Origin of the sequence: Pseudomonas sp. DWRC2-2, assembly GCF_049897885.1 — a bacterium.
In the GTDB taxonomy this organism is placed as follows: domain Bacteria; phylum Pseudomonadota; class Gammaproteobacteria; order Pseudomonadales; family Pseudomonadaceae; genus Aquipseudomonas; species Aquipseudomonas azotoformans_A.
Window position 1 is genome coordinate 299,613 of the sequence record NZ_JAFCXD010000006.1, and the last position, 25,820, is coordinate 325,432.

18 protein-coding genes and 1 pseudogene are annotated in these 25,820 nt (G+C 59.0%); 1 reads left to right on the top strand and 18 read right to left on the bottom strand.

The features are described from left to right. Positions 1–159: 159 nt before the first annotated feature. From ACP7EW_RS25205 to ACP7EW_RS25260, 12 genes are all read right to left on the bottom strand, one after another. Entirely contained in the window at positions 160–1,479 is a 1,320-nt protein-coding gene (locus ACP7EW_RS25205; protein WP_426220685.1) for an NAD(P)/FAD-dependent oxidoreductase, read from the bottom strand. 83 nt (positions 1,480–1,562) lie between these two features. Then, on the bottom strand, positions 1,563–2,285 hold the full coding sequence (locus ACP7EW_RS25210; protein ID WP_426220687.1) for a GntR family transcriptional regulator: 723 nt from the start codon (positions 2,283–2,285) through the stop codon (positions 1,563–1,565). A gap of 137 nt (positions 2,286–2,422) precedes the next feature. Then, the gene (locus ACP7EW_RS25215; RefSeq protein WP_426220688.1) at positions 2,423–3,436 is read right to left on the bottom strand and encodes a GlxA family transcriptional regulator; all 1,014 of its coding nucleotides are present in this window, start codon (positions 3,434–3,436) and stop codon (positions 2,423–2,425) included. 1 nt (position 3,437) lies between these two features. Continuing rightward, positions 3,438–4,283, bottom strand: a complete 846-nt coding sequence (locus ACP7EW_RS25220) for an ABC transporter permease (RefSeq protein ID WP_426220690.1) — start codon at positions 4,281–4,283, stop codon at positions 3,438–3,440. Then, positions 4,280–5,128, bottom strand: a complete 849-nt coding sequence (locus ACP7EW_RS25225; protein WP_038851404.1) for an ABC transporter permease — start codon at positions 5,126–5,128, stop codon at positions 4,280–4,282. Before ACP7EW_RS25225 ends, ACP7EW_RS25220 begins: the two co-directional genes overlap by 4 nt. Then, positions 5,125–6,237 (bottom strand): quaternary amine ABC transporter ATP-binding protein, encoded by a 1,113-nt coding sequence (locus tag ACP7EW_RS25230; protein ID WP_426220693.1) that lies wholly within the window; start codon positions 6,235–6,237, stop codon positions 5,125–5,127. The genes ACP7EW_RS25225 and ACP7EW_RS25230 overlap by 4 nt, the downstream gene beginning before the upstream one ends. An 88-nt stretch (positions 6,238–6,325) precedes the next feature. Continuing rightward, on the bottom strand, positions 6,326–7,174 hold the full coding sequence (locus tag ACP7EW_RS25235; RefSeq protein ID WP_426220695.1) for a glycine betaine ABC transporter substrate-binding protein: 849 nt from the start codon (positions 7,172–7,174) through the stop codon (positions 6,326–6,328). Between the two features lie 365 nt (positions 7,175–7,539). Next, positions 7,540–8,826, bottom strand: a complete 1,287-nt coding sequence (gene dctA / locus ACP7EW_RS25240) for a C4-dicarboxylate transporter DctA (protein WP_033903071.1) — start codon at positions 8,824–8,826, stop codon at positions 7,540–7,542. A 40-nt stretch (positions 8,827–8,866) separates the two neighbouring features. Continuing rightward, positions 8,867–9,808 carry a D-2-hydroxyacid dehydrogenase gene (locus tag ACP7EW_RS25245; RefSeq protein WP_426220697.1) on the bottom strand — a complete coding sequence of 314 codons (942 nt, stop codon included), beginning with the start codon at positions 9,806–9,808 and terminating at the stop codon, positions 8,867–8,869. Beyond that, entirely contained in the window at positions 9,805–10,188 is a 384-nt protein-coding gene (locus tag ACP7EW_RS25250) for a VOC family protein (RefSeq protein WP_426220699.1), read from the bottom strand. The genes ACP7EW_RS25245 and ACP7EW_RS25250 overlap by 4 nt, the downstream gene beginning before the upstream one ends. Further along, positions 10,181–11,131, bottom strand: coding sequence for a hydroxymethylglutaryl-CoA lyase (locus ACP7EW_RS25255; RefSeq protein WP_426220701.1), 951 nt, complete (start codon positions 11,129–11,131; stop codon positions 10,181–10,183). Before ACP7EW_RS25255 ends, ACP7EW_RS25250 begins: the two co-directional genes overlap by 8 nt. Before the next feature lie 16 nt (positions 11,132–11,147). Continuing rightward, positions 11,148–12,338 carry a CaiB/BaiF CoA transferase family protein gene (locus ACP7EW_RS25260; RefSeq protein WP_426220703.1) on the bottom strand — a complete coding sequence of 397 codons (1,191 nt, stop codon included), beginning with the start codon at positions 12,336–12,338 and terminating at the stop codon, positions 11,148–11,150. Positions 12,339–12,450: 112 nt separating this feature from the next. Between ACP7EW_RS25260 and ACP7EW_RS25265 the strand changes: the two genes are divergently transcribed. After that, positions 12,451–13,419, top strand: coding sequence for a LysR family transcriptional regulator (locus ACP7EW_RS25265; protein WP_426220705.1), 969 nt, complete (start codon positions 12,451–12,453; stop codon positions 13,417–13,419). Between the two features lie 73 nt (positions 13,420–13,492). Here ACP7EW_RS25265 and ACP7EW_RS25270 read toward each other — a convergent pair whose 3' ends face one another. The 6 genes and pseudogenes from ACP7EW_RS25270 to tssM all read right to left on the bottom strand — a co-directional run bounded on the left by ACP7EW_RS25270 (position 13,493) and on the right by tssM (position 25,752). Continuing rightward, the gene (locus ACP7EW_RS25270) at positions 13,493–15,148 is read right to left on the bottom strand and encodes a GGDEF domain-containing protein (RefSeq protein ID WP_256733706.1); all 1,656 of its coding nucleotides are present in this window, start codon (positions 15,146–15,148) and stop codon (positions 13,493–13,495) included. Between the two features lie 339 nt (positions 15,149–15,487). Then, positions 15,488–18,688, bottom strand: a complete 3,201-nt coding sequence (locus tag ACP7EW_RS25275; protein ID WP_178953886.1) for a hypothetical protein — start codon at positions 18,686–18,688, stop codon at positions 15,488–15,490. 12 nt (positions 18,689–18,700) lie between these two features. Beyond that, positions 18,701–20,116, bottom strand: coding sequence for a hypothetical protein (locus tag ACP7EW_RS25280; RefSeq protein ID WP_426220708.1), 1,416 nt, complete (start codon positions 20,114–20,116; stop codon positions 18,701–18,703). A gap of 55 nt (positions 20,117–20,171) precedes the next feature. After that, positions 20,172–21,197 (bottom strand): helix-turn-helix transcriptional regulator, encoded by a 1,026-nt coding sequence (locus ACP7EW_RS25285; protein ID WP_426220710.1) that lies wholly within the window; start codon positions 21,195–21,197, stop codon positions 20,172–20,174. A gap of 585 nt (positions 21,198–21,782) precedes the next feature. After that, positions 21,783–22,076 (bottom strand): annotated as a pseudogene (locus ACP7EW_RS25290) (tyrosine-type recombinase/integrase); the annotation flags it as partial. A gap of 64 nt (positions 22,077–22,140) precedes the next feature. Continuing rightward, positions 22,141–25,752, bottom strand: a complete 3,612-nt coding sequence (gene tssM, locus ACP7EW_RS25295) for a type VI secretion system membrane subunit TssM (protein ID WP_426220712.1) — start codon at positions 25,750–25,752, stop codon at positions 22,141–22,143. Between the last annotated feature and the right edge of the window lie 68 nt (positions 25,753–25,820).

The following is a 25,820-nucleotide window of genomic DNA, read 5'->3' on the forward strand; positions in this document are numbered from 1 at the left end:
TTATCTCCTACTTCGCTTCGTTCATTCGCCGGGGTACAACGCACACTTGAAATCCAGGCGAATGAAAGCCGTCTCAATCAGAAACCGCAGTCGCGTAAACGCCTGCTGTTTTCCAATCAATAGATTAAGTTCGGTATTGCGTAACGAGCGTGTTGCGAATCAGCTTTCCTGGCCGGCGCGGCTTTGCCCCCATAGCAAGTTCATGTTTACACCCGCTGATAACAGCGGCTCCGGTGGGTTTCTGCTCGGGCCCGGGGACGTCAACAGGAAGTCCACCAGGTGATTGCGCTTGCCCGCCAGCCATTCGGCCAGCAAGGTGCCAGTAACCGTGCCGCGGGTGACGCCCAGGCCGTTGCAGCACAGCGCGCCATAGACGTTTTTGGCCAGCTCGCCGAAGTGCGCCATATGGTTGCGCGACAGGCTGAGGGAGCCGCCCCAGGTGTAGTCGAACGTCACCTCGCGGTGCAGCGGGAAGCGGCGGTCGAAGGACTCTTTGTGGCGCTTGACGAACCGCTGCAGGTACTTGGGGTTGCTGCGCCCGTCGGCGTTGAAGCTGAAGCTGTTGCGCACCAGCAGGCGGTTGTCGACGGTGCGGCGTAAGGTGGTGCCAAACGGGTCGGCGGGGATTACACCCCAGAATGGATGGCCACCCAGGCGTGCCTGCTCGTCTTCGTCCAGCGGTCGGGTCAGGCTGGCGTAGGTGAAGATCGGCAGCATGCGGCTCTTGAGGAAACCAAAGCTCATGGCGAACGCGTTGTTGGTCAGCACCAGCTTGTCGGCGATGATGCGCCCGCCCTTGTGGATCAACACGGTCTTGTCGCCATACTCCACTTCGGTAATCGGGGTGTTTTCGTACAGCGTCACGTTGGCCGGCAAGGTGTCCGCCAGTCCTTTCACCAGCGCCGCTGGCTGCACCAGTGCGGTGCCCGGTGTGAACAGGGCCTTGCGGTAGAAACCGGTGCCGATGTGGTTGGGCATATCGTCGGCTTCGATCACTTGATAGGCCTGGCCGAGTTTGTCGAGGCCACGGCGGTAGGCATTCAGCACGGCAATGCCACGGTCCTCGACGGCGGCCTGGTACTTGCCGCAATCGCGCCACTGGCAGTTGATGTTGTGCTGCTCTACCAGCGCGCGCAGCATGGACTGCCCGGCGAGATTGAGCTCCATGCTGATCCGGGCGGTGGCGATGTCGCCGATGTAGTCTTCGGCACCGATGTCATGGGGCAAGTCGATGGCAAAACCAGCGTTGCGCCCGGAAGCGCCGTAGCCGACCTCCTGGGCTTCGATCAACACGATCTCGTCATCCGGAAAATTCAGCGCCAGTTGACGCGCCGCCGCAAGGCCGGTGTACCCCGCCCCGACCACGGCCCAGCGCGCCGAGCGAATACCGCTGTGGCGCGGGCGTGCCACGCGCGGTGGGCTGAGGTGAAACCAGCCACAGGTTGAATCGTCTGCCGGGGTGTTTCTGATGAGTGCCATTTTCGCGACCTGGGTTCTTTTATAGTTGTTAGAGCTAACAGCTACCCGTCTGCATCGCGTCACACTGGCCCGGCATCAACCGATCAGAAGGTGAGCGCTACATCCAGGCCTTCGGGCGCCGCGTACTCGGACATCCGCCGACGGGACAGTTCGAGGTGGGCCCGCACGATTTCCCCGGCCGAGACCGGATCGTGGTGTTCGATTGCATGGATCATCTCGTCGTGCTGCTGGGCGGCCACTTCCAGGTCTTCCTGCATGTCGACGGTGGTCGGATGGCGATAGAAGATTTTGCCCAGGCGTGCGTGGTCGATCAGCAATCGTTGCAAGCTCGGCATCAGGTAGGCGTTGTGGGCCATCTTGCCGATTTGCAGGTGGAACTCGTCGTTGTACAACACACGGTTCTCGACATCTTTTTCCTCGATAGCGATACGGAACAGCGCCTGGATACGCTTCAACTCCACCACCTCGGCAGGCGTTGCGTGGGAGCAGGCCAGCTGTGTGGTGGCGATGTAAATCAGCGGTGCCGCCAGGAAAAAACTGCGCAGCGACTGGTAACTCATGGCCGACACCCGCGCGGCGCGGTTGGCTTCGAGATCGATGTACCCTTCCGCCGCCATCTGCCGCATCAGTTCACGCACCGGTGGGCGCGACAAACCGAATTCATCACACAACGCCAGCTCGTCCACCACCGCACCGGGTGCCAGTTCCATGCTGAGGATGCGACGCCGCAGCGCTTCACCCAGTACCGCCTTGCGATCGATGCTTGGCTCGGCCGAAGCCGGTGCAGTGAGTTCTTTAGTAGCCATGTGAAACCTTCCTAGTAGTAAGTGCACACGGTCTACTACCTGTATTCGCACTATAAAACAACAAAATACTTTGTGTCTACAATTTAAATACACGGCGTTAAATTCAGTTGAAACCCTTTGCCAGCGGGGCTTTCCAGCTATTTGACCAAGCGAATTTCCTTGGACGGACGATGGCCGAAATAGGCGCTGTAGCACTTGCTGAAATGGCTGGGCGAGACAAAACCACAGGCTACCGACACCTCGACGATGGTCAGCGAGGTGTGCTGTAACAAACGCCGTGCCTCGGTGATGCGCAGGTCCATGTAATAGCGTTGCGGCGAGGTGCCCAGTTGCTCCTTGAACAGCCGCTCGATCTGTCGCCGCGAGCGCCCGGCGTAAAGGCACAGGTCGACCATTTGCAACGGCTCTTCGAGGTTGACGTCCATCAGGTTGATCACTTCGCGCAGCGGCCCACTGACCGAAACGTTCAACATCGGCTTGATCCGGCGAAAGCGCGACGCCTCAAACGCCAGGATGTCTTCAATACCGTCGGTGAGGCTCTTGCCGTGCAAGCTGCGGATCCACTCCAGCGCCATGTAGAACGTGCCGGTGGGGCTCGATGCCGTCAGACGGTTACGGTCCACCACGTAGGCTTCACTGGTGACATGACTGAGCCGCGCGATCTCGGCCAATGCAGGGCGATGCTCGGGGTGAATCGCGCATCGGTATCCCTCCAACAGCCCCGCCCGCTCCAGAAACCAAGCACCGTTCCACACGCCCGCCAGCGTTACGCCCTGCTCCGCCGCCGCACTCAGCAGCACGGTCAATTCATCGTTGTAACGCAGCGGCGTGCGATAACCGCCGCAGATCACCAGCAAATCCAGATCGAGCACAGACTCCAGGGTCAGGCGCGCGTCGGGGCGGATCACCAGGCCCAGGTCACTCACCACCTCATCGCAGACCAGGCCGAAGGTGCGCGTGGCGAACAGATCCGCGCGCAAAAGGTTGGCGGTGACGATAGTGTCCAGCGCCTGGGTAAACGCCGGCAGCGAAAAGTGCTCCAGCAATACAAACCCCGCTCGCGCCTTGCGCACCTCCTGGCCGTGATGATCATTGAGGAAACGCAGGTTCTTGCCATGCATAGCACCACTGAATTGACGTCGCACTACCACGTCATACCCGCCGTGCCTGGCGTTGCAATGCGCCGCGTGACAAACGGTCGAGCAACAGCGCCACCGCCACAATCGCCAGGCCGGCACGCAGGCCCAGGCCCATCTCCATTCGCGTCAAGCCACGGGTCACTTCGGCGCCAAGGCCCCCGGCCCCGACCAATCCGGCCAACACCACCATAGCCAGCGACAACAGGATGCATTGGTTCAGCCCCACCAGCAGCGTGGGCGCCGCCGTGGGCAATTCGATTTTGAGCAGGATGTACCGTGGCGATGCGCCCATGGCCTGGCCCAGTTCCAGCAGGTCCTTGGGCAACTGCTTGAACGCCAAAGTGGTCAGCCGCAGCATCGGTGGTATGCCATACACGATGGTGGCAATGATGGCCGGCACGCGCCCCAGGCTGAACAGCATCACCGCCGGGATCAGGTACACCCACGGCGGGACGGTTTGCATGATGTTCAGGATCGGCAGCAACGCCGCGTCCACACGCTTGACCCGTGCGGCAAGAATGCCCAGGGGAAACGCAACGCTGACGGAAATCAGCACCGCCACCGAGACCAGCGCGATGGTCTGCATCGACGCCACCCACAGCCCGGCAAACAGGCAGAACGCCAACATCAAACCGGCAAACAGCGCCACGCGCCAGTTGGCGAAGATCCATGCCAGCACCACCACGATGGCAATCAACACGTAGGCATGGGGCGCAAGCAGCAGGCCCTCGATCACACCCAACGAGGCCTCGATCACCTTGCCGATCAGCACGAACAGACCGTGCAGGTGGGTGTTCAGCCAGTCGATGGCAGGGGCCAGAAACTCACCCGGTGAGATACGCAAATCAGCAAGGCTCATTGACTGGCTCCTCGGCGCGATTCAGCCGCGCTTTGTGCAAGACGGTCGAGAATCATCGTGAGGATGACGATGGCCAGCGCCGCATTGATCGACTTGGCGATGTCCAGGGTGCGCACCGCACCGTAGATGGACTCGCCCAACCCACCGGAGCCGACGATACCGGCAATCACCACCATGCCGAATGCCATCATCAGGCTCTGGTTGACCCCGGCCATGATGCTCGGCATCGCAAAGGGCAAGCGGATCTTGAAGAACATCTGCAAGCCGGTAACGCCGCTGGCATCACCCAGCTCGACGAACTCCTTGGGCGTCATGCGGATGCCCAGGGAGGTCAGGCGCAGTGCCGGCGGCACCGCGACGATAAACGTGGCCAGCAGCGCCGTCGCCGGGCCATAGCCGAGCAAGGCAATCGCCGGCAATAGATAGATATAGGGCGGCAGTGTCTGCACCAGGTCCAGGCACGGGTCGACCACACGATCGAACGCCGGCGTGAGCCCGGCCAGCACGCCCAACGGCACTGCCACCAGCAATGCCAACAGCGTGGCGGTGAGCACCAGCGCCAGGGTGCTGACAGTCTCGGGCCACAGCCCGATAACTTCACACAGCAGCAAGGCCAGCGCCGACAACACCGCAAAGCGCAGCCCCACCATGCGCCAGCCCAGCAGGCCGATGACGAGGGCAATCACATAGAACGGCGGCGCAGCGATGCACCACTGCACGCCTTTGAATACAGCCGTCAGGGCCGTGTTGGCGGCGTCGAAGAAAAACTCGCCATTGTCCTGCAACCACATCAGGCCGGCGTCTACAGCGGCATCGAACGGTACCGAGAAATCCGGCGTACTCATGTCGACGCCTCCAACACCGGGGCCAAGGCCTGGGCCTCGTTGGGAATGCCCTGCACGCCGCGCAGCAGATCCCCAGGTGTGATGATGCCCACCACGACGCCCTGCTCGACCACCGCCAACGGCTCAAGATCGGCGCCCATGGTCAAGCCGATCAGTGCGTTGATATCGGTTTCTGGCGTGGTTTGAATGAGCCGGGTGAAATCGCACAGGGGGAACGCCAGCGCATAACGCGCCACCGGCGTCATCACCGAATGGGCCTTGACCAGGTGCAAGCGCGAGATGCCCGCGACGAACTCGGCGACATAGTCATCGGCCGGGTTCAACACAATCTCTTCGGCCGTGCCGACTTGGATAATCACGCCGTCCTTCATGATGGCGATGCGGTCACCGATGCGGATGGCCTCTTCCAGGTCGTGGGTGATGAACACCGCGGACTTGCCCAGCTCCTTGGTAAGCTGGCGGAACTCGTCCTGCAACTGACGACGGATCAAGGGGTCGAGCGCACTGAACGGCTCATCCATCAGGATAATTTCCGGGTCGGCAGTCAGCGCGCGCGCCAGCCCGACACGCTGCTGCATGCCGCCAGACAGCTCGCTCGGGTAGCGCGAAGCCCAGTCACTCAGGCCGACCTTGGCCAGCGCACGCTCCGCCACCTGATAACGCTCGGCCCTGCCAACGCCCTGCACTTCCAGGCCGAAAGCGGTGTTTTCCAGCACGGTACGGTTGGGCAACAACGCCACACTCTGAAACACCATGCCAATGTGTTTGGCCCGCACTTCGCGCAACTGTGCGGGAGATAAAGCGGACAAATCCTTGCCCTTGACCAGCACCTTCCCGGCGCTGGGGGTGATCAGTTTGTTGAGCAAGCGGATCAGGGTCGATTTGCCACTGCCGGACAAACCCATGATGCAAAAAATTTCACCGCGGCGAACCTGCAGGCTCACATCCGACACCCCCACCACGCAGCTGAAATCCTGCAGCACCTGGGTTTTGCCGAGCCCTTTGTGAACCACCGCTTGCATCGCCGCCTTGGCATTCTGACCGAAGATCTTCCAGACCGACTGGCAATCCACAAGCACTTCGTTAGTGTCTATTTTGAGCGTTGTCATGTTTGAGCCTATTGAACCAGTTCGACTGGTTTTTCTAATTGATCAGAACGCGTTATCTGTACCCGGCAGTGGCAAAAAAGAGTGAGGTTTATTGTTTGATATTGGCCCAGCGTTTCATCAAGTCGGCATGGTTGTCGGCCCAGCCCGCAACGGCCTGATCCATGCTCTTGCCGTCCTTGACGGCGCCGTTGATAGCGGTGATGTCGGCAAGCGGCACGTAGACGCTGGCGATGACTTCGCGGGCGTGGGGGTATTCAGCGGTGAAGCCCTTATGACCGATCCAGTAATAGGCCTGCGGGGGAGCGAAAGAACCTTTGGGGTCCTTGAGGAACTTAAGGTCGAACTTCTGGGCCATCCACGACGGCTCCCAGATGGTGACCGCGACCCACTCCTTGCGGTCCACGGCGGACTTCAAGGCGGCCGTCATCGCGGCAGTACTGCCTTCGAGCAACCGCAGTTTGAATCCGTAATCCTTGACCGCCTTATTGGCGTCGCTCATCAACCCTGAACCCGGCTCGATGCCGATGATCTTGCCGCCAAACTTGTCGGCGTTATCGTTGAGCTGTTCCAGCGAATCGATATCGACGTACTTGGGTACGGCGATCGCCTGGTAGAGGCCATAGGAAACCGGCGAGAGTTTTTCCAGGCGGTTCTTGTTTTTGTTCCAGTAGTCCTGGGTGGCGTAATCGGTCTGTGAAGCCAGGACTTGTACATCACCCTTGGTCAGGGCCGCATAGGCAATACCGATTTCCGAGAACTCAACCACTTTCACGGTATAGCCGGCGTTCTCCAATACCTTCTTGGTAATGCCGGTAATCGGCGTCAGGTCCTCCCAGGACATGGTGCCGACCGTGATGGTTTTTTCTTCGGCCTGCACCGGAAGCGCAACCACACCCACTAACGCAACCGCACAAACGGTTTTCCAAAAGTTCTTCATGGCGCGCCTCGATCTACGTTGTATTTATAGTTTCTGGCCCTGTTCAAAGGCCGGTGTGTTGGAACAACAAGGAAGGGTTCGGCAGCGCTGAGGGCGGCCTGTTGAAGCGAGATTCGCATGGGAAAAACGGAAGGTCAAGAGAATGTATTTTCTGTGTATACACATATAATTCACACAAAACACAAACCAAATAATATTTTTGATATGTAATTCATAGAGTTAGACGAGAACGACAAAATACCGACAAGTCGGTTATAGGAAAGTATCAGGTCGCTTTTGGAATGCTATGAAGAGAGGAAAACGGACGGGGTCGTAGAGGTCTGGAGTGGGAGGCACTCCAGACAGATTCAAAAAAGCCTCGCGCCCTACCCCAACTCACGCTTGAGTTGCTCGCGATCCAACGCCCCATCCCAGCGGGCAATGAACAACGTGGCCACACCGTTGCCGATCACGTTGATCAGCGCACCGCCTTCAGAGATAAATCGGTACACGCCGAGCACCAGCACCAGCCCCGCAGCCGGTATCACATCGATGGAGCCGAGGGTGGCGGCCAGGGTAATGAATGCGCCGCCGGTCACGCTCGCCGCGCCTTTGGAGGTCAGCAGCAGGATCAACAGCAAGGTCACCTGGTGATACAGAGACACATCGATGTCCAGCGCCTGGGCAATGAAGATCGCCAGCACCGTCATGTTGATGCAGCTGCCGTCGAGGTTGAAACAATAACCGGATGGCACGACCAGCCCCACGGTGGACTTCTCACAGCCGAGCTTTTCCAGCTTGCCCATCAGGCGCGGCAAGGCGGATTCCGAGGACGAGGTGCCCAACACCAACACCAGTTCCTCACGGATGTACTTGAGGAACTTCCAAAGGCTGAAACCGGCCAATCGCGCGACCAGGTTCAACACCACGAACACAAACACCAACCCGGTAAGGTAGTAGCACACCAACAGGTTCACGTAGGCCCCCAGCGATTGCACGCCGTATTTGCCGACGGTGAACGCCATGCCGCCAAAAGCCCCGAGCGGCGCCAGGTACATGACAATCTTGAGCATACGGAAAAACGCCTTGGCCACCAGGTCGATGGTGTTCAGCAAGGGTTTGCCGGTATCGCCCAACAGCTGCAGGCCAAACGCGAACAACACCGAGATGAACAGCACCTGGAGGATGTCGCCGTCGGTAAACGCGCCAAACACCGTACTGGGCACGATATGCGTGAGGAAGCCGACCACGCTCTGATCGTGGGCCGCCTTGGTGTAACCGGCGATAGCCGATGCATCCAGGCTGGCCGGGTCGATGTGCATGCCCGCGCCCGGTTTGAGCAGGTTGACACCGATCAGGCCGATCACCAGGGCGATGGTGGTCAGTACTTCAAAGTAGATCAGGGATTTGAAGCCGATGCGGCCGATGCGCTTGAGATCCTGCATGCCGGCAATGCCGCTGACCACCGTGCAGAAGATGATCGGCGCGATCAGCATCTTGATCAGCTTGATGAAGGTGTCGCCCAAGGGCTTCATCTGTTCGCCCAAACTTGGGCTGAAATGGCCGAGGATCACCCCCAGCACAATGGCTGCGAGCACTTGCACATACAGGTGCTGATAGAACGGTGTGCGCTGTGGCAGCGCTTGGATCGACGAGCTGATTATTTTTGTCATGGCTCTGCCTATAGGGTTTATGAGCGACGTCGCTGGGGTTTCAGGTCACCACGTTGATCGGTTTGTTGGCGGCGAATGCCTCGATGTTGGCCAGCAGTACCGCCTTGAGGCGCGCTACACTGCTTTGGCTGGCCCAGGCAACGTGGGGCGTGATCAGCAGATTGGGATGCTCACAGTGCAGCAACGGGTGGTCCGCCTGCGGCGGCTCCACGTGCAGCACATCCAGTGCAGCGCCGCCCAATTGACCACTGGCGAGAGCGGCCAGGACGGCGTTTTCGTCCACCAATGCACCGCGAGCGGTATTGATCAGCAAGGCGCCGGGTTTCATCCGCGCGATTTCGGCGGTGCCGATCAGGTAACGGGTCTGGGGCGTCAGCGGGCAATGCAGAGTCAGCGCATCAGCCTTGGCCAACACCTCGTCGAACGTCACGTAGCCCGCCCTCACCTGCGGCGCGCCACGGTGTTCGGCAAACAGCACGGTGATGTCCAAAGCCTTGGCCAGGCGCGCGACACGGCTGCCGATATCGCCGCGACCGACGATGCCCAGGGTCGAGCCTTGCAGGTCCTGGATCGGCGCACCGTGCACGCAAAAATGCGATGACTGTGGCCACAAGCGCGCCGAGGCGACACGGTACGCCATCAAGTGACGGCGCAGCGCAAACAGCGAGCCGATCACCGACTCTGCCACGCTGACCGCGCTGTAGGCCGGCACGTTGCACACCGTCACGCCTTGATCACGGCAGGCGGCGAGATCCACGCAGTCGTAGCCGGTCGCCGCCACGCAGATCAGCTTCAGGCGCGGCAATTGCTCAAGAGTGGCGCGATCCAGGCGCACCTTGTTGGTGATCGCCACGTCGGCGTCGGCCAGGGCTTCGATGACGTGATCGGGGCGGGTGTGCTCACGCGCGGTCCAGTGGCTGGCTTGGACGGGACGTGTCAACGGAGACGGCAAGCTCGCGCCGTCGAGAAACACGATATTCATGCGGGCACCTGCTCGGAAATTTCGATGAGGTTCAGGTCGGGGTCGCGCACATACACCGAGCGAATCGGGCCGGTTGCGCCGGTACGCAGCACCGGGCCTTCGATGATCGGCCAGGTTTGAGCCTTCAAATGGGCGATCACTGCTTCCAGGGGAATACTGGCGATAAAGCACAGGTCCAGCGCGCCAGGCACCGGCAGATGGGCCTTGGGTTCGAACTCATGCCCACGCTCATGCACATTGATTTTCTGGTTGCCAAAACGGAAGGCGACGCGGCCATTGCCAAAGGTCTCCAGGCGCATGCCCATGACGCGGGTGTAGAAGTCTTTGCAGGCGGTCAGGTCAATAGTCGTGAGGACCAGATGGTCGAGATGATCAATCATGATGGGCTACCTGTTGGGTCAGGGTGTGGACGTGTTCGGGAATGGGATGCAGGTCCAGGCGCTTGCCGGCCTTGAGGATCTGGCTGGGCGTGGCGTGGCCGATCAGGCCGGGTAAGCGGGCAGATGCGGCCAGTACACGGTCCAACTGCAGGCCAGTGTCATAGCCCATCAGGTCGAGCATGTGCACCAGGTCTTCCATGCACACGTTGCCGCTGGCGCCGGGGGCATAGGGGCAACCACCGAGGCCGCCCAGCGAAGCGTCGAAACGGTCGATCCCGGCCTCCAACGCCGCCAGGGTATTGGCCAGGGCCATGCCACGGGTGTTGTGAAAATGCAGGGTCAGTTGCAGCTCGGGAAAGCGCTCGCGCACTTGCCGCGACAAGGCTTCCACCTGTGTGGGATAGGCCATGCCGGTGGTGTCGCACAGCGTGACGCCGCGCACGCCCAACTCGGCAAAACGCTCAACCCATCCCAACACATCGTCCGCCGGCACATCGCCCTGCATCGGGCAGCCAAACACCGTGGACAACGACACATTGACGGCCACCGGCCCATGTCCAATCACCCCCACGATATCCCTCAACTGGGCAAATGATTGATCACGGGTCATGCGCAGGTTGGAGCGGTTATGCGGCTCGCTCACCGACATCACCAGGTTGGCCTCGTCGATGCCACAACCCAGCGCCCGTTCGGCACCGCGCACGTTGGGTACGAGCACCGTGTACTCCACGCCCTTTTGACGACGGATCCCGGCCATCACGGCCTCCGCATCGCGCAACGCGGGGATAGCCTTGGGTGAGGTAAACGAGGTCACTTCGATCTTCGCGTAGCCGCACTGGCTCAGTTCGTCGAGCAAGGCGATTTTCTGTTCGGTGTCGATAAAAGTCTTTTCGTTCTGGAAGCCGTCACGGGTCGCGACTTCCTGCAGGTACAGGCGTTTCATAGAGCGACTCCTTGATTCAGATCAAGCCGCGAGCGCGCCAGGCTTCGCGGGTCGGTGCATCGATACCGATGCCGTCGAGCACCGCATCGGTGTGTTGCCCAAGCGTGGGTGCACGCGAGTGCACGCGGCCGGGGGTGGCCGTCAACTTGGGCACGATGCCGGGCAAGGTGACGGCGGTGCCGTCGTCCAACTGGCTGGCGAGCAGCATGTCGCGGGCCTGGTAATGGGGGTCGGCGGCGATGTCGGCGGCGTCGTAGATCTTGCCGGAGGGGATGTTGGCGTCCTTGAGCGCGGCCAGCACCGCATCGAGGTTTCTCTCGGCCGTCCAAGTGGAAATCGCCGCATCGATGCGCGCCACATGGCGCACGCGGCCGTCGTTCTGCGCCAGTTCCGGGTCGTCGGCCAGGTCCAGGCGTTCGATCTTTTCCATCAGGCGCCGGTAGATGCTGTCGCCATTACCCGCGATCAAGGCATACTTTCCATCCTTGCAACGGTAGGCATTGGTCGGCGCGATACCTGGCAGGCTGCTGCCGGCCGGTTCGCGCACGCTGCCGAACACCGAATACTCGGGAATCAGGCTTTCCATCATGTTGAAAACCGACTCGTACAAGGCCACATCCACCTGCTGGCCCGCACCGCGATTCTGCTCACGATGGCGCAAGGCAAGCAGCACACCGATCACGCCGTGCAGCGCGGAAAGCGAGTCGCCTATCGACACCCCTACCCGCACCGGCGTACGGCCCGGCTCGCCGGAGAGATGGCGCAGGCCGCCCATGGCTTCACCGATCACTCCAAAGCCTGGCAAGTCGCGATAAGGCCCGGTCTGGCCGTAGCCGGAGACCCGCAGCATCACCAGCCCAGGGTTGATCGATGACAGCTCATCCCAGCCAAGCCCCCATTTTTCCAGGGTTCCAGGGCGGAAATTCTCGATCAGGATGTCGGCTTCCTTGACCAGCCGCTTGACCACCTCACGGGCTTCGACCTGGCGCAGGTCGAGGGTGACAGACTGTTTGTTACGCGACTGTGCAGCCCACCACACTGACGTCCCGTCGTGCAGCAAGCGCCATTTACGCAGGGGGTCGCCGGTGGCCGGTGGTTCGATCTTGATCACTTCGGCGCCGAACTCGGCGAGGATCTTGGCGGCGAAAGGCCCGGCAATCAGTTGGCCCATTTCGACCACCTTGATGCCTTCCAGGGGTAGGCTCATGACGTTGTCCGTTCTTGTTGGAGGTGATGGCCGGATAATCCCCCCAAAAACAGACCGTGAGAATGTCAAAGATTTCCACTACTCTTTCCTGACTGGAAACACGGAGGTGGAAATGATCAACCTGCTGCAACTGGACCTGGCCTCTCTGCGCCTGCTAGTGCTGGCCGCCAAAACAGAAAATCTCACCCAGGCCGCCAACAGCGCACACATGACCGTTTCCGCCGCAAGCAAGCGGCTGGCCGAACTCGAACGCGTCACCCACTGCACCCTGTTCACCCGCGTGCCCCGTGGCCTGCAACTGACCCCGGCCGGACGCGGCCTGGCCGAGCATGCGCGCACACTGCTGGACGTGGCCCAACAAATGGCCCATGACGCCAACGACTACGCCAAGGGTGCGCGCGGCCACGTGCGGTTGTTTGCCAATACATCGGCGGTGATCCAGTTCCTGCCGGCGGACCTGGCGAGTTTCCTGGCCGCCAACCCACATGTGCGTATCGAATTGGAAGAAGCCCTCAGCGACCGCACCATTCACGCCGTGGAAAACGGCGAGGCCGAGATCGGCATCTTTGCCGACAACGTGCCCGCTCCCGGCCTGCAAATGCGGCCCTATCGACGTGACCGGCTGGTGGTGCTGGTGCCGCAAACCCATGCGTTGGCGCAGCGTTCAAGCGTGACGCTGGCCGACACGCTGGACTTCGATTATGTCGCCTTGAACCAAGGCAGCTCGCTGCTGCGGCGCATCAACGATGCCGCTGCCGGCACCGGCAAGCACCTCAAGGTGCGTATCCAGGTGAGCAGTTTTGATGGTATTTGCCGGATGATCGAAGCGGGACTGGGGATCGGCATACTGCCGCTGGGATCGGTGCATCCCGAGTTGCTGGCGTCCAAGCTGCGGGCGATACCGCTTGAGGGAGAATGGGCGTCGCGGACCTTGTATGTCGGCGTGGCGGATGCGACGCGCCTGTCGCCGGAGGCGGCTAACCTGTATCGCTATTTGAGCAATCTGGAAGTTTCGCCTGATCGCCAGCGCGTTGGTCATCAACTCTCGGATGGGTGCGCTCAGTTCGGCTTTCATACTTGAGTCTCCCTCTCCGGTCAGCATGCGGATCATCAGTTCAGTATCAATCGATGGACGCCCAATCCACGCAGCAACTTCAAGCCTGCGCTGCGATACTGGCTTTGCTTTGGAACATGGCGGTGTCAGCCTTGAAAATCAAATCGTCGAGGTCTTCACCATCTTCCGGATACCACGCCACCCCTAGGCTGGCGCTAACCTTGATCTGGCTGTTTTCCCATGGAATGGGCAAGGCGACGGCTTCGCAGATTCTACCTGTGATGCGCTGAATATCGCTTCTGTGATGCGCGCCATCGAGCAGCACGATGAATTCATCACCGCCCATGCGCGCAGCTATTTCGAACTCGCAAATATTGGATTTGATCGCCGAGGCTGCGTGGATCAGCATGGCATCGCCCGCCTGATGACCATAACGATCATTGATCTGCTTGAAGTGGTTCAAGTCGATATAGCACAGGGCCAGATGCTCTCCACGATTCTTTGCATCGAGCAGCCTCTGACTAGCGAAGGGAATAAAACTATTGCGATTGGGTAAGCCAGTCAGGCTGTCATAGAAAGCCAGCTTGTGTACTTCCTCTTCGGCGAGTTTGCGCAACTTGATCTCGTTGCGTAGATGGCGCTGGGCATTCAACAAAACCAGAGCGAATATCAGGACAAGCACGGAGCCGATGCTGATCAGCACAATGGTCTTGCGCAGCCGCTCGACGAGTTGCGGCGGGTTGGGATCGTAAATGAAGTTTTCCAGACCGGCGATATTCTCTACCATGCCAAGTTCGAGGAAAGTTTCAGCCATACGTTGCCAGCGCCCTGGGTTCATATGACCGATCTCGATCAAGTCAGATACGACCAGCGGACGCATGGCCTGAGCTTCGAATTGCAAGTGCGCGCGACTTTTATCCACCGAATACTGGTCGAGCAGCAGGTCTATGATTTGCTCGGGGTTATCCATCGCGTAACGCCAGCCGCGCAAGGTAGCGCGGCGGAAGGCCTCGACCCGCTGTGGATTTTCGTCAATCTCGGCCTGGTTGGTGAACAGGATATCGCTGTAGAAGTCGATCCCGTAGGTGGCGGGCGAGATGATGTTGTATTCCACGCCCCGCTGTTGCAGGTAGAAGGGCTCGTTGGTCAGGTACGAGTTGAACGCCGTCACTTTACCGCTGGCCAGATCCCCAATTTGAAAACTGCTGGGAAGCAGTTGTAGTTTTTCGAGGGCTATACCCTCGCTACGGAACATCGCCAGAAAATCGGCGTCTGTCTGTGCATCCATCAGCATCACCGGCTTGCCGATCAGGTCGTGCACCGTGCGAACACCTTGGTCTGTGCGAGCCACGAGCACAGAAGGTGAGTGCTGAAAAATCACCGCCAGCGCGACCAAGGGCTTGCCATGCAGGCGTGCGTAGAGCAATTCACTATTGGCTTCGCCGTATTGGGCACGCCCGGAGAGCACTTCTTCGACCGGTGTGACATTAGGGCCACCTTCGTGCAAGCGCACGTCCAGCCCTTCTTCGCGGTAATAGCCTTGGGCGATGGCGGCATAGTAGCCCGCGAACTGGAACTGATGCTTCCAACGCAGCTGTACATCAATCACCTGCGCAGCACCATTCTGTTGAGTGACCGGACTCGCCCACGCAGCCTGAGCCGTGAGCAGCACAAAACACAGCAGTCGACGCAGCCGAACCAACAGAAGTCTCTCCGGCCGGTCGAGCGCGTTAGAACAGCAACAGAGGCTGGGCATCGTGAGATTCCGTGAATCGCGCTCGTGGTTGAGCGTGCAAGGCGTAGCGCCACATTGTGACATCACTCATGCAGGACCAGCAATCGCGCGCCACGCCGCAAGCGGCCGTTATCCTCGCTTGGGGCTTGGCTCGCGTTTGCGTCCCTGGAACAGACAGTTCTCGGCCAAAAGCAGCCCGTCGGGTCAAGAGGCTTCCAACCCGCTTGCGTCATTCAGAACTGGCTAACTGGCAAGAGTCAGACAATTGAACGCGTCTATGAAATCAGGGGCGATTCAGTTCATCGACTGAACCGTCGAATTGATGACAGAGGGGCATCGACGATGCCCCCCCGATCCGCGCTACGCTTTCGGCTGGCAGATATAGTTGCCGCTTCGCAGAAAAGTCTCGTGCTTGTTAGGCGAATAGACGCTCAAGGTGCCCTGTTCGTTGGCCGTGAAATGCTTCCAATGGCCTTCTTCGAGTACCAATTCGGCAAAGCTTTCTCCCGTTTGGCTCACGTAAAGTGCCTCTCGCCCCCAGCGCGTCGTAAACAGGCTGACATCTTGCAGATGGGCACTGGCGTTGATGCGAATATCCTTGGATTGAAGCCCCCACTCATAACCTTTGTCGGAAGTCATTACACAATCCGAGTAGAAGCACATTACTGTCTTCCCTAGGCGGGTAATGAGGGGCGCGTCGTAACTGTCATCTTCGCTGGCCCACGTGCAGGTTCGCCAGCCTTTCCCGGGAAGGTAGTAACTGACATACGATGCGGCGTTGTTCTTTTTTTTCAGTGACTTGAAAAGCCAGTTGTATTTGCAGAATGCAAGCAGGCTGCTTCCATCAGGCAGCGGCTGGATGCTTTCTACTTCGACGCCCTCAGCGATCCTCGGCGTGTCTTCCCAGCGTTGCCATGTGCCTTCCAGGTCTGCGGTGCAGAAGATGACGACCTTGTCGTAATTGCCGGACTTGGTGGAGTCGAAAATCAGTCCTTTCTCGACGTAAGAGTATTCCTGGCGCTCCTTGAATCTCCACAGCCACAAGCCGTTGAAACGGATCACCTCGTCAGTTTGGGTAAACTCCCACCCCTGAGCATCAGGGAACGGGGTCTGTTTCCACTGCTGCGCATCGTGCGAGTAATAGAACCCCTCTTTGTAGCCCGCCACGGCAATCCACAGTCCGTTCACAAAAGACAGCCGGGAAATAGCGGGCGTGTCATCGGTAGCGGTGAGACGTACAGATTGCCAGTGTTCTCGATCCAGGCTGCGGTATAGGTGATTGTCTTGATCCACGATCAGCCAAGTGGTGCCATCGGTCTTGATGTACTGAATTTTCTCAGGGTCGCACGGAGGCAGCGTTATCTGATTCCATTCGATGCTGAACAGATGATCTCGACCCTCTTTTTCGATAACGACCGATTGTTTGGCCAGCTTCTCCTGCTGTACCTGCTGAAGCCGCTCGGCGCGCTGCTTCGCTTTGCGCTCAACTACCGACTCGGCGAATCGTCCCTCTGTAAATTGCGCGAGTTGTTCGGCCACGTCGCTACACGCGGTTGAAAAGGAATTCAACGTGCCGTCTAGCTGGCGTTCAAAATGACTGAAATGGTTGTGCCAGTCATGGTTATCAACTGAGTTATCCAGTTCGAAATCGCTGTAGCCGGACTCGTCATTGAACGCGATCGTGGGCATGCCCCAGCGTGCCAGAAGGCGATTGCCTTGATTCAGCGTGCTTGAGTGCCCAGAGACGAAATCACTGATTTTTCGGCGCATTTCGTTTAGCGACGACAGGCACGAACCTCGACCGATGGTGTACGCCGTGCTCTCCACTTTGCTGCTGACCTTGCCCAGGAACGAGTCATCCCAGCTTTCCATGAAGAACGAATAATCCGAGGCCTTGCGCGTGGCACTCATCAGGCTCATCGAGAGACCGTGCACGTCATAGCCGATCGCACGCAGGCTGGTGCGCGTTTCGCTAAACGTCTGCTCGAAGCGCAGCGCGCGGTAGTGAATAATATTCTTCCAGCCGTGCGTCTGCTGCTGCAACTTCTCGGCAGCCGCCAGCACCGGCTCTTCATCCGTCGCGGCGATAATTACCAGGACGTGGGCGAAGTTCTCCTTGAACTGGGCTGGCTTTAGCGCGTTGAGCACACGCTGCACGTGAGGACCTTCAATCTGTTTCTGGCACAGCGTCAGCAGGTAGAACGCATCAAGCAACCAGGTGTAAGCCTTGTCGTCGCTCTTGAGCAGATCCTGCAACATCGGCAAGTAGTCCTGCGCCTTGCGAGGGTTGTCCGCCAACACGGCGATTTCACCCAGTGCTTGCGGGCACCCGGCCTTGTGTGCCAGCAGGTCGAGAAACTCTCGTCCGAGTCTGCTCAATGATGCCGAGTTATCGACGCACAGCGCGAGCAGCAACACGTAGTTATGCCGGGCCTCAATGTTATCAGTGGTGTCGAAGAACGTGTGGGAGTGGATATCCGGCAGCGACGATACCAGTGCAACCGGCTCTGCATTGGCGTCTTCATCCGGCTCATCCGTCAAGAGGTTCAGGCCGTGCTGATCCTTGTAAATATCCAGGGTTAGCAAGCTGCCGCCGATGATTTCCTCGATCAGGTCGCGCATCTGGTATTGGGTGTACAGGCCGGAAAACTCCTTGCCAAAAAACTTGGAGATGATTTTTTCGCGTTTCTCGTCGCTGTCGCAGACTTCACCGTCCGAGATCAAGTCGATGATCCGATCGTACTGATCGCTAAGGTAATACAGCGAGTTGAACGCCAGACCCGAGATGTTTTTCTGGACGAAGTACGAATCGGCGACGTGCTCCTCGAAGGACAGCTCGATGACCGAGCGATAGCGTTCGATACTGGTGGTTTCGATCTGATCGATCAGGTCGATGATGAAACTCAACAGTTCCACTTCTTCGTCACAGTCCACCTCCAGCTTTTCCAGCGTGACAATCAAGTGATTGATGTCTTGCGTGGTCAGCATCACGCCGGGGTGGCTGCGCATGAAGTCATACACCAGATTCAGCACCAGCAGCGCCTTGGGCATCGACTTGTAGCGGCGCTTGTTGGCTTCGATGTTCAACGACCATTGATGAAAATTGGTGTTGTTCTCCACCCGGATCAGGCGCCGATTGATCTTGTCGACGGCTTTGAAGAGGAATTCGCGGGTTTCGATGATGTATTCGTTCATCGTGCCCAGGTTGTTGCGAATCACCGCGATACTTTGGGCGTTGATCAAGTTCTGCTGCTGCAGTTGCTTGAGGTAATGCCAGGCGAACTTTTGCATGTGCAGCGCGTCGACCTGGTTCTGCAATTGGTTCTGGCGGGTCTTGCCGCTGAACGCACTGGAAAACCGTTTGAAAAATCCGCTTTCGGACTGTTGCTTCAGGCGCTCCTCGCTGGAGGTGATCAGCCTTGAAGCATCCACGGCCAGTTGCTGGGTCAGTGCTGCGTTATTCTTGTGCTGGGCAACAAGTGCTTCAACCGCTTCCTGCTCCGAGGCGTCCAGCGGTTGACTGAAAATTTCCTGTGGTGCTGTTTCGACCGTTGTGCTCATTGAAAATACGCCTTAAAGATTATCGATCAGGTTCTTCAACTGTGTGCTTTGGGCTGCCATGGTCTTGACCTGACCTGCAAAATGGCGCTCTGACAGGTACAGACCTTTGTGAAAATCGGCATAGAACGACTGCGACATCTGCAGGTATGCCAGCGAGTCGTGCATGATCATCGCGTTACTCACCACGTGTTCAGTGGCGGTCAGGGTTAACCGGAAGCTTTTCTCGATGTGGTTGTCGATGGCAATGCTCATGGCCATCGTGGTAATCAGGCCGCCGATGATGCCGCCAACCAGCGCACCGACGGGTCCCCCTAGGGCGCCAACCGCGGCGCCCACTGAACTGCCGACGACGGCGGCGCCGGTTTGCAGCACATTGTGGCCAGTTCGGGTTTCCAACTCTTCACGAGTGATCTTGCCCGCCGCAAACAACACTACGTTCTGCACCACGTCCACGGCACACACCGCCGCAGCGGCGATGCCATTGTTGGCGAAGGTGCGCTTGAACGCCGAGCCAGCGAACAGAGTGGGCAGGTTGCGCGCAGTGATGCTGACCGATGCAGTCGCAATACCGGCTTTCAACGCACTGTCACCGGCGGCAATCGCGGTGTTTTGCAAGATCTGGAAAGTCGCCTGCTCAACCGTGATTTCGCCGTCACGCACTTGTTTGATCGACTGAAAGGTATTGATGCTGCCAGCGATAACGGTGGTGATGACGGCTGCGGAACCAGCCGCGCGCACGCTTTGCTGAACGGTGGCCTTGTCCAAGTAGCCGCCCTGCATTTTTTCATGCAATTGCTTGCCTGCCTCGGTGCCACTGCCCAGATGCTCGGCGTCTTTCTTGCCCAGCGGCGTCGACTGAACGCCCTCGACATCAAGGTTGGCGGTCGTCTTGTCGCGAACCTTTTCGGCGGCGGTAGCCACCTCAGGGCGCGTGTGCTGGTTTCTCTGCATGTCCCGTTTTGCCGCTTCCCTGATCTGGTCGATCTGGTCTGCAGGCCCGATGAATGCATCACTGTCCTGATACTGGTGGATGCCGTCTTTAGTGGATCTGAACGCTTTCTGAGTCGCGTCGCCGTCTTTGAAATATTTTAGTTGGGCGCCGAGCAACTGCTCGTCGCCCTTCATGACCACAATATCGTGGGTGGTGTGATTCTTCGCTAACGGGGTGTTGGTGAAGTTGTCAGTAAAGGCGCGGACTTCCTTGTCCTTGAGGATCGCGTCCAGGTTGAATGATTCGGCGTGCCATGTCTCTGCGGCGAACCCGCCTTTGATCGCGCTGTTTTGCGCGGTTCCGGCAATCTTGTCGATGATGGCGTTCGCGTGATTGATTTCGCCCAGCATGTGGCCAATCTTTTCCGACGCCTGGGTAGGCCAGATCGGGCAGAGGCTGACTGAGCTGTTCAATGCCTTTTTACGTTGGTTGTCCATGGAGCTTCCTTGGCATCATCTAGATACAGAGGGTTGATCGGCGCGCTGTCGGGCATCAGGTGCTTGTTGAGACAGCGTCGCAATAGAGGGTTCGCAGGTTATTCAGCTTCTGGCTGATCTCATCGACCCAGACCTGTGGCGCATGGACCCGAATGTTGTCGTTGAGCCCAAAAATCCACCAAAGCGTGTCACGGTCTAGGGATACTTGAGCGTGCAAGCGTTTCCAACTGTGATCAGGGATGTCGCTTAGTCTCTGCACGCTGCTCAGCGGTGTCTCACTGAGCAGGGCGGCGATCTGCGGGTGAACGTCGGCGACCAGTTCGACCTGCGCATCGGCTTGTCGATGGTTGAATATCCCTGTGTCGATGTAGTCGTCGACGTCAAACGTGGCGTGCAGCTCCGCCACTTCATCCAGCGCCCTGACCTCGCGAATCCGATGCAGGGCGAACTGGCGAAGATCGTCGTACCCGTCAACCGATGCCACCAAGTAGCTGATAGCGTGTCGCGACACCAGTCCGGCGGGGTGCAGACGGAACTGCTTGAGTTCGCTTTTGCTGCGGCTCTGATACGTCACTTCCAGTTTTCGGCGCTCCAGCAGCCCGGTTGAAACCTCACTCCAGACCTTGGGTGCAATGCTAGCAGGCAGCAATGTCTTGCCGTTGGGAACCGTTCGGACCCGCTTTGCCCAATCCGCCAGGCCGTTGTTACCCAGATCGCCCAGAAAGTTTCGGGCGCGCCTGAATTGGGGGCCGAGTTGGTCCAGCACCGCTTGCGGGAGCAGGGTGGTCAGATGTCGTTCGGAGAGGTAGAGCGCCAGTGCTGTCGGGGTGTCCATGTCTTCCAGTTTCAGCGGCGCGTCGCGAGTGAAACTCCAGCGAAAGGGAGTTTCACTGTCGTTGCACTGGAGCGAGAAGGGAATGGACAACCGGCTCAGATCTCGCTGAACTGAGCGCAGCGTTACGGAAAAACCCTTGTCCCGGAGCTTTTCCAGCAGTGTCGATGTAGCAATGCGCTGCGGCTCCGTGGGTATCAGACGCAGCAATGCGAACAGCCGCAGCAGCGTATCCTTCGCTTGAGACATGGCAACTACCTTGTAAGCCTATTCAATGTATGGTCGCCATTTTGGCGCCAACTTAGCATCGATGCTACGAGATTAGATGGCTTAGTGCCATCCTTCTGTGCTGCATAAAACTAAAGTCTCGACATGTGCAATTGTCTTCGCCTGCTCAACCGGGGGCACGCCGGCTCTGCGCATCGCGTTTGAGATCGCTGAATTCGCGATAGAACTCGTAGCCTTTCTGCAGAACGACAAATAATCCGATCACCGCAAGCAGGTTTTTCATAAGTGGCTCCTTGATTTGCAGTCATTGTCTTCAGTGGGGCGACAAGGTATGTCGCGCTCTATCCTGTTCAGGACCAGAAATTCTTCCAGACGCGCCTTGAGCACCTCTTTGCGAGTCGCCTCCCGATATCGGAGCGGCAAATCATGGCAAGCCGGACAGCTTGTAGGAGGTGGCAAAACTCTCGGTCTTGAATCACAACAAGGCAAGACGGTCGTTTTCCAGAAGCATTCGGGACAGACAAAGGTGAGAGGGAGTGACATGAACATGGCGACCACGTGTAATCTTCGGTTCTGCAAGATTGCTTTGCGGGAGCGACAGCACTTGTCGCCAATCTGCAGGCGCAGGTTATTACGACCAGCCGGCAAGTATTTCTGTGCCGGCCGAACCCGCTTCAACAGTTGCTGCACTATCTCAATTGCCTGGGTCGAGAGCGGTACGATGTAGGGCGGAATGTCCTGAGCACGCTTATTTTTTTGCAGCTGCTTAACCACCTCGGACGGAATGGTCCACAAATCTTGCGTGAGATCAAACTGACTGGGGGTCGTCCAGCGCAGCTCTCCGGTACGCACGCCGGTCAACAACAGCAGGCGGATACCCAATCGGGTCTGCAAGGGTCCTATTGCGCACGTTGTTAACTCATCTCAGCACTGGCTGATTTCTCACTCGTCACCCATAGGGTTCTCACCGCTGTGTAACGTTGTCTGTGATCTTTTTCCCCCGACGCTCTTCCAGTAATGTCCGCGGCAACACAAAGCCGTCGAAACTGCGCTGGGTAATCGGGTTGTTCGCCTTCTCTGCACCAATGCGATAACGCATCAGCCCATCGGCAATGGCAAAGGTGAGGTCCACGCTGGTGTCGGTGCGGCCATTAAGGTGCCCGCGACTGAGCAGCCGAAACAGTGACCACGGCCCGCGATAGCTCAGGCTGGCGGTGTTGCCCGTGCTGTGTACCAGCGTCAGTTGGCTGCCATTGGTGTTGCCCAGGCTGTTGGGCCACACCAGCCCGGTGCGTTGCGGCGCGCCGTGCTGGTAAGGGATCAATTGGCCGTCGACGCTGAGCATACTGCTCAGGCGGGTGGCGCTGAGGGCCAGGGGTTCGATGGTGAGTTGCACCGCCAGATGGCCGCGATGGTTGAAGAAGGTGTCGCGGATGCGCTCGACCTTTTTCAACTGCTCCAGCACGTCGCTACGCACCAGGTAGCCACCGAGGCTGTCGGAGTACAGGGCGTCGAGGTTGTCCTTGAGAAACACGTTCAGGTATTGATCGTGAAACTGCTGCAAGCGCCCCTGCGGGCCAAAGAAGGCTTCGAAGTCCTCCAGCGAAGCGTCCTCACCATTGGCCTTGAAAGGGTAGCGACCTGCCAGGCGGTCGCGGTAGAAGCTGTAGATTTCACTGTCCCAACGTTTTTCCAGCTCACGCAGGGCGGCAATCACCAGTACCTGCGAGGTCTGGTCGGCAAGTTTTTTGACCTGCTGGTTCAGTGGCTCGGGCAGGCCCACGGCGACGCGTTGCAGGTTGGCAATGGGATCGGCCCCGCCCAGGGAGAAGCGGTTGAGTACGGTTTTCAGCGCCGCCTTGCCAGGGTCAGGATTGTCGTGCACGGCTTTGGCGTAGTCGTAGACGGCACTGACCGAACGCAGGGTTTCTTCGTAATAGGACGGCTGCTCGCCTCGCGCAGAGATCAGCTCGGCCAGGCTGGAGAACGCGCGCCGGATGCCGGCGGCTTGTTGCTGGCCGTCCGAGACCTTGTCCAGCGCGAGCGGTGCCTGCCCTTCGGCCAGGGGCACCGACGGGTAGATCACGCTGTTGTCGCGCAGGGTTTCCAGCAAGCGTCGCAGCGGCGCGGCCGGGCCGGTGACTTGTTCCAGTACCGCCACGCCGTGGCTGAGGTCGTCGAAGTCGGTGACCGCAAACTGATTCAGTGCGCGTCGCCAGCTGTCCACGTAGTCGGCGCTGTACAGGGCGCGAATACGCTGGGTCAGCACTTTGCGGTCTTCATCCGAGTAGTCCAGACGTTGGCGTTCGCCGAGCACCCACTGGTCGATCATGGCTAGTTCGATAATGCCCTCGGTGCCGGGCTCGAAGTAGTCCTTGAAGCCCTTGGCGGTAAGCAGCGGCGCCAACAACAAGCCACTGCCCTCTTGATCGGTGTTCAGCGGACGGTAGACGATATCGAACGCCGGACCGACTTCGTTACGCAAGTCCAGCGGGCGATGCAGGCGCTCCAGAGCATCCTGTTTGAGACTCATGTAGACCCGTTCGGCCATGGGCAACTGGCGCAATTGCTGTTGCACTTGGGCAATGCGTTCCCAGTAGTGCGGAAGATCGGCGTCGGCGTACTTCAGCGCGTAACCCAGATGCCCCATCAGATCGGCCTGCAATTGCCCCTGCCCCGGATAGGCCCGCTGCCACTGTTTGGCGACCCACTCTTCGACGATGGTCGGGCGGCGGTTTTGGCGTTCTTCGAGCATGCGGTAAACGCGCAAGGCCGCCAGTTGCTGATTACTGCCGGCAGGTGCGGCGTTGATGGCGTCCAGCACACCGCTGGCAATCGCCGGCAGGAAGCGTTTGGACAGCAGGTTCAGATAGGCCTCATCCACCGTTGGGCCAATCGCCCTCCCCTGATACAGCCCCATATCCGACAGCAACGGCCACGCCTCGCGGTAGTCGCCGTACACCAACACCGCATCACGAATCTGGTCCAGCGGCACCAGCAGGTTGCGACCGGTGGTGTCGACCCTGGCGTCGATGTCCCGCCCACTGAAGTCCTGGCTCTTGGCCAGGACGCTGGCAGCCTTGTCGCGGTTGATATTGAAGTAAAACTGCCAGGTTGCGATGACTACGAAACAACCCAGGGACGCGACGCTGAACCCGGCGATCAGCAGCCGCCGCTTATTACGCGCCACCTTGATGTTATCGCCCGCCAAGCCCGCTTCGGGGTAGATCACCCGTTGGAACAGTTGCTGGGCAAAGTAGATCGCCGTGCCACCGGCCGGTTTGACCTCGGGGGGCGGAGGCGGCAGTTGATAGGCTTGCCCTGCTTCTTTGACGAAGGCATTGCTCAGGGTGCCTTGCTGCAAGACCGAGGAAAAATACAGACCACGCACCAGCGCCGGAGTGGTGAAACGATCGCTGCCAAGCATTTCGCTCAAGAAGCCAAACAGTGCCGGGCGTAGGCCTGCTATCTGATGCACCAGCGCCTGTAACCGATCACGCTCTGTCAACGAGTGCGACTCCCGGGTGCTGTCGAAAACCTGTTCGCTCAGACAGGCGACAAAGGCTTGGTACTGGCGCGTCAACTCTGCCAACCAGGCATCAAAGTCATCCACTGCCTCCAGGCTGAAGGTGAAGCCCAGCAGGTCTTCACGCCCACTGCGCGACAACCGGGCGAAGAACTCTTCGAAGCCTTCCAGTAGATCAAACTTGCTCAACGTCACGTAAACCGGCAGGCGCGTTCCCAACTGCCGCGTCAGCTCAAATAATCGGGTGCGCAGCAGGTTGGCGTGGGCCTTGCGCTGTTCGGGACGTTGCGCCAACAAGGCCTGCACATCAATCACCAATACCACCCCATTCAGCGCCCGACGACTGCGGTTGCGCGTCAGCCAGTCGAGCAGGTGCAGCCATAGGCGTGGATGGGTACCAGCGGGCAATACCGGTTTGACCTTGCCCTGCTGCTCAACGTTTTCAGCGGGTGAATCTGGCTGGCTGAGGAACTCACCGGGTGGGTCGATCAACACCGCCTCGTCACCAATCCACCAATCCACCGGATAGGCGAGCTGCTCCTCCTGGTGCGCCCTGACACCGACCTTGGTCACATGGGACAAAGAAAAACTCTGATTAGAGCGCGTGATCAGGCTGGTCTTGCCGGCATTTTCCTCGCCCAACACCAGATACCACGGCAGTTGATAAAGCGAACGGCGGCGCTCCATGTTGTTCAATAAATGGCCCAGGCTGCGGTCCAGCGCCCTTTCCTGCGCCTCGATATAGGGCAGGCACGGATCGGTCTTCACCGCAGCCTCATGCTGGCGTTCAAGCTGCAGACGCTGATAACGATTACGCACCCGCCATGCCCAGATCAGCAACGGCACCACCAGCACCACGACACTGGCCGAAATACGCATCGACAATTCACTCAGCGGCTGACGCTCACGCCAGGTCCACTGCGGGCCCAACCACCAGATGGCGATCAACAAAAACACCACGCCCAGCAGCACCAGTACGGGCACCGCCTGGTTGAACTGACACAGTACCGGCAGGCCACAGCGTTTGAGGTAACTCCAGACCGTTTTCATGAATCGCTCCTAGCGTATTTGTTGTGTTCGTTCCCATGGACAGGATGAATGTGCCCCTTCGCTCTCGC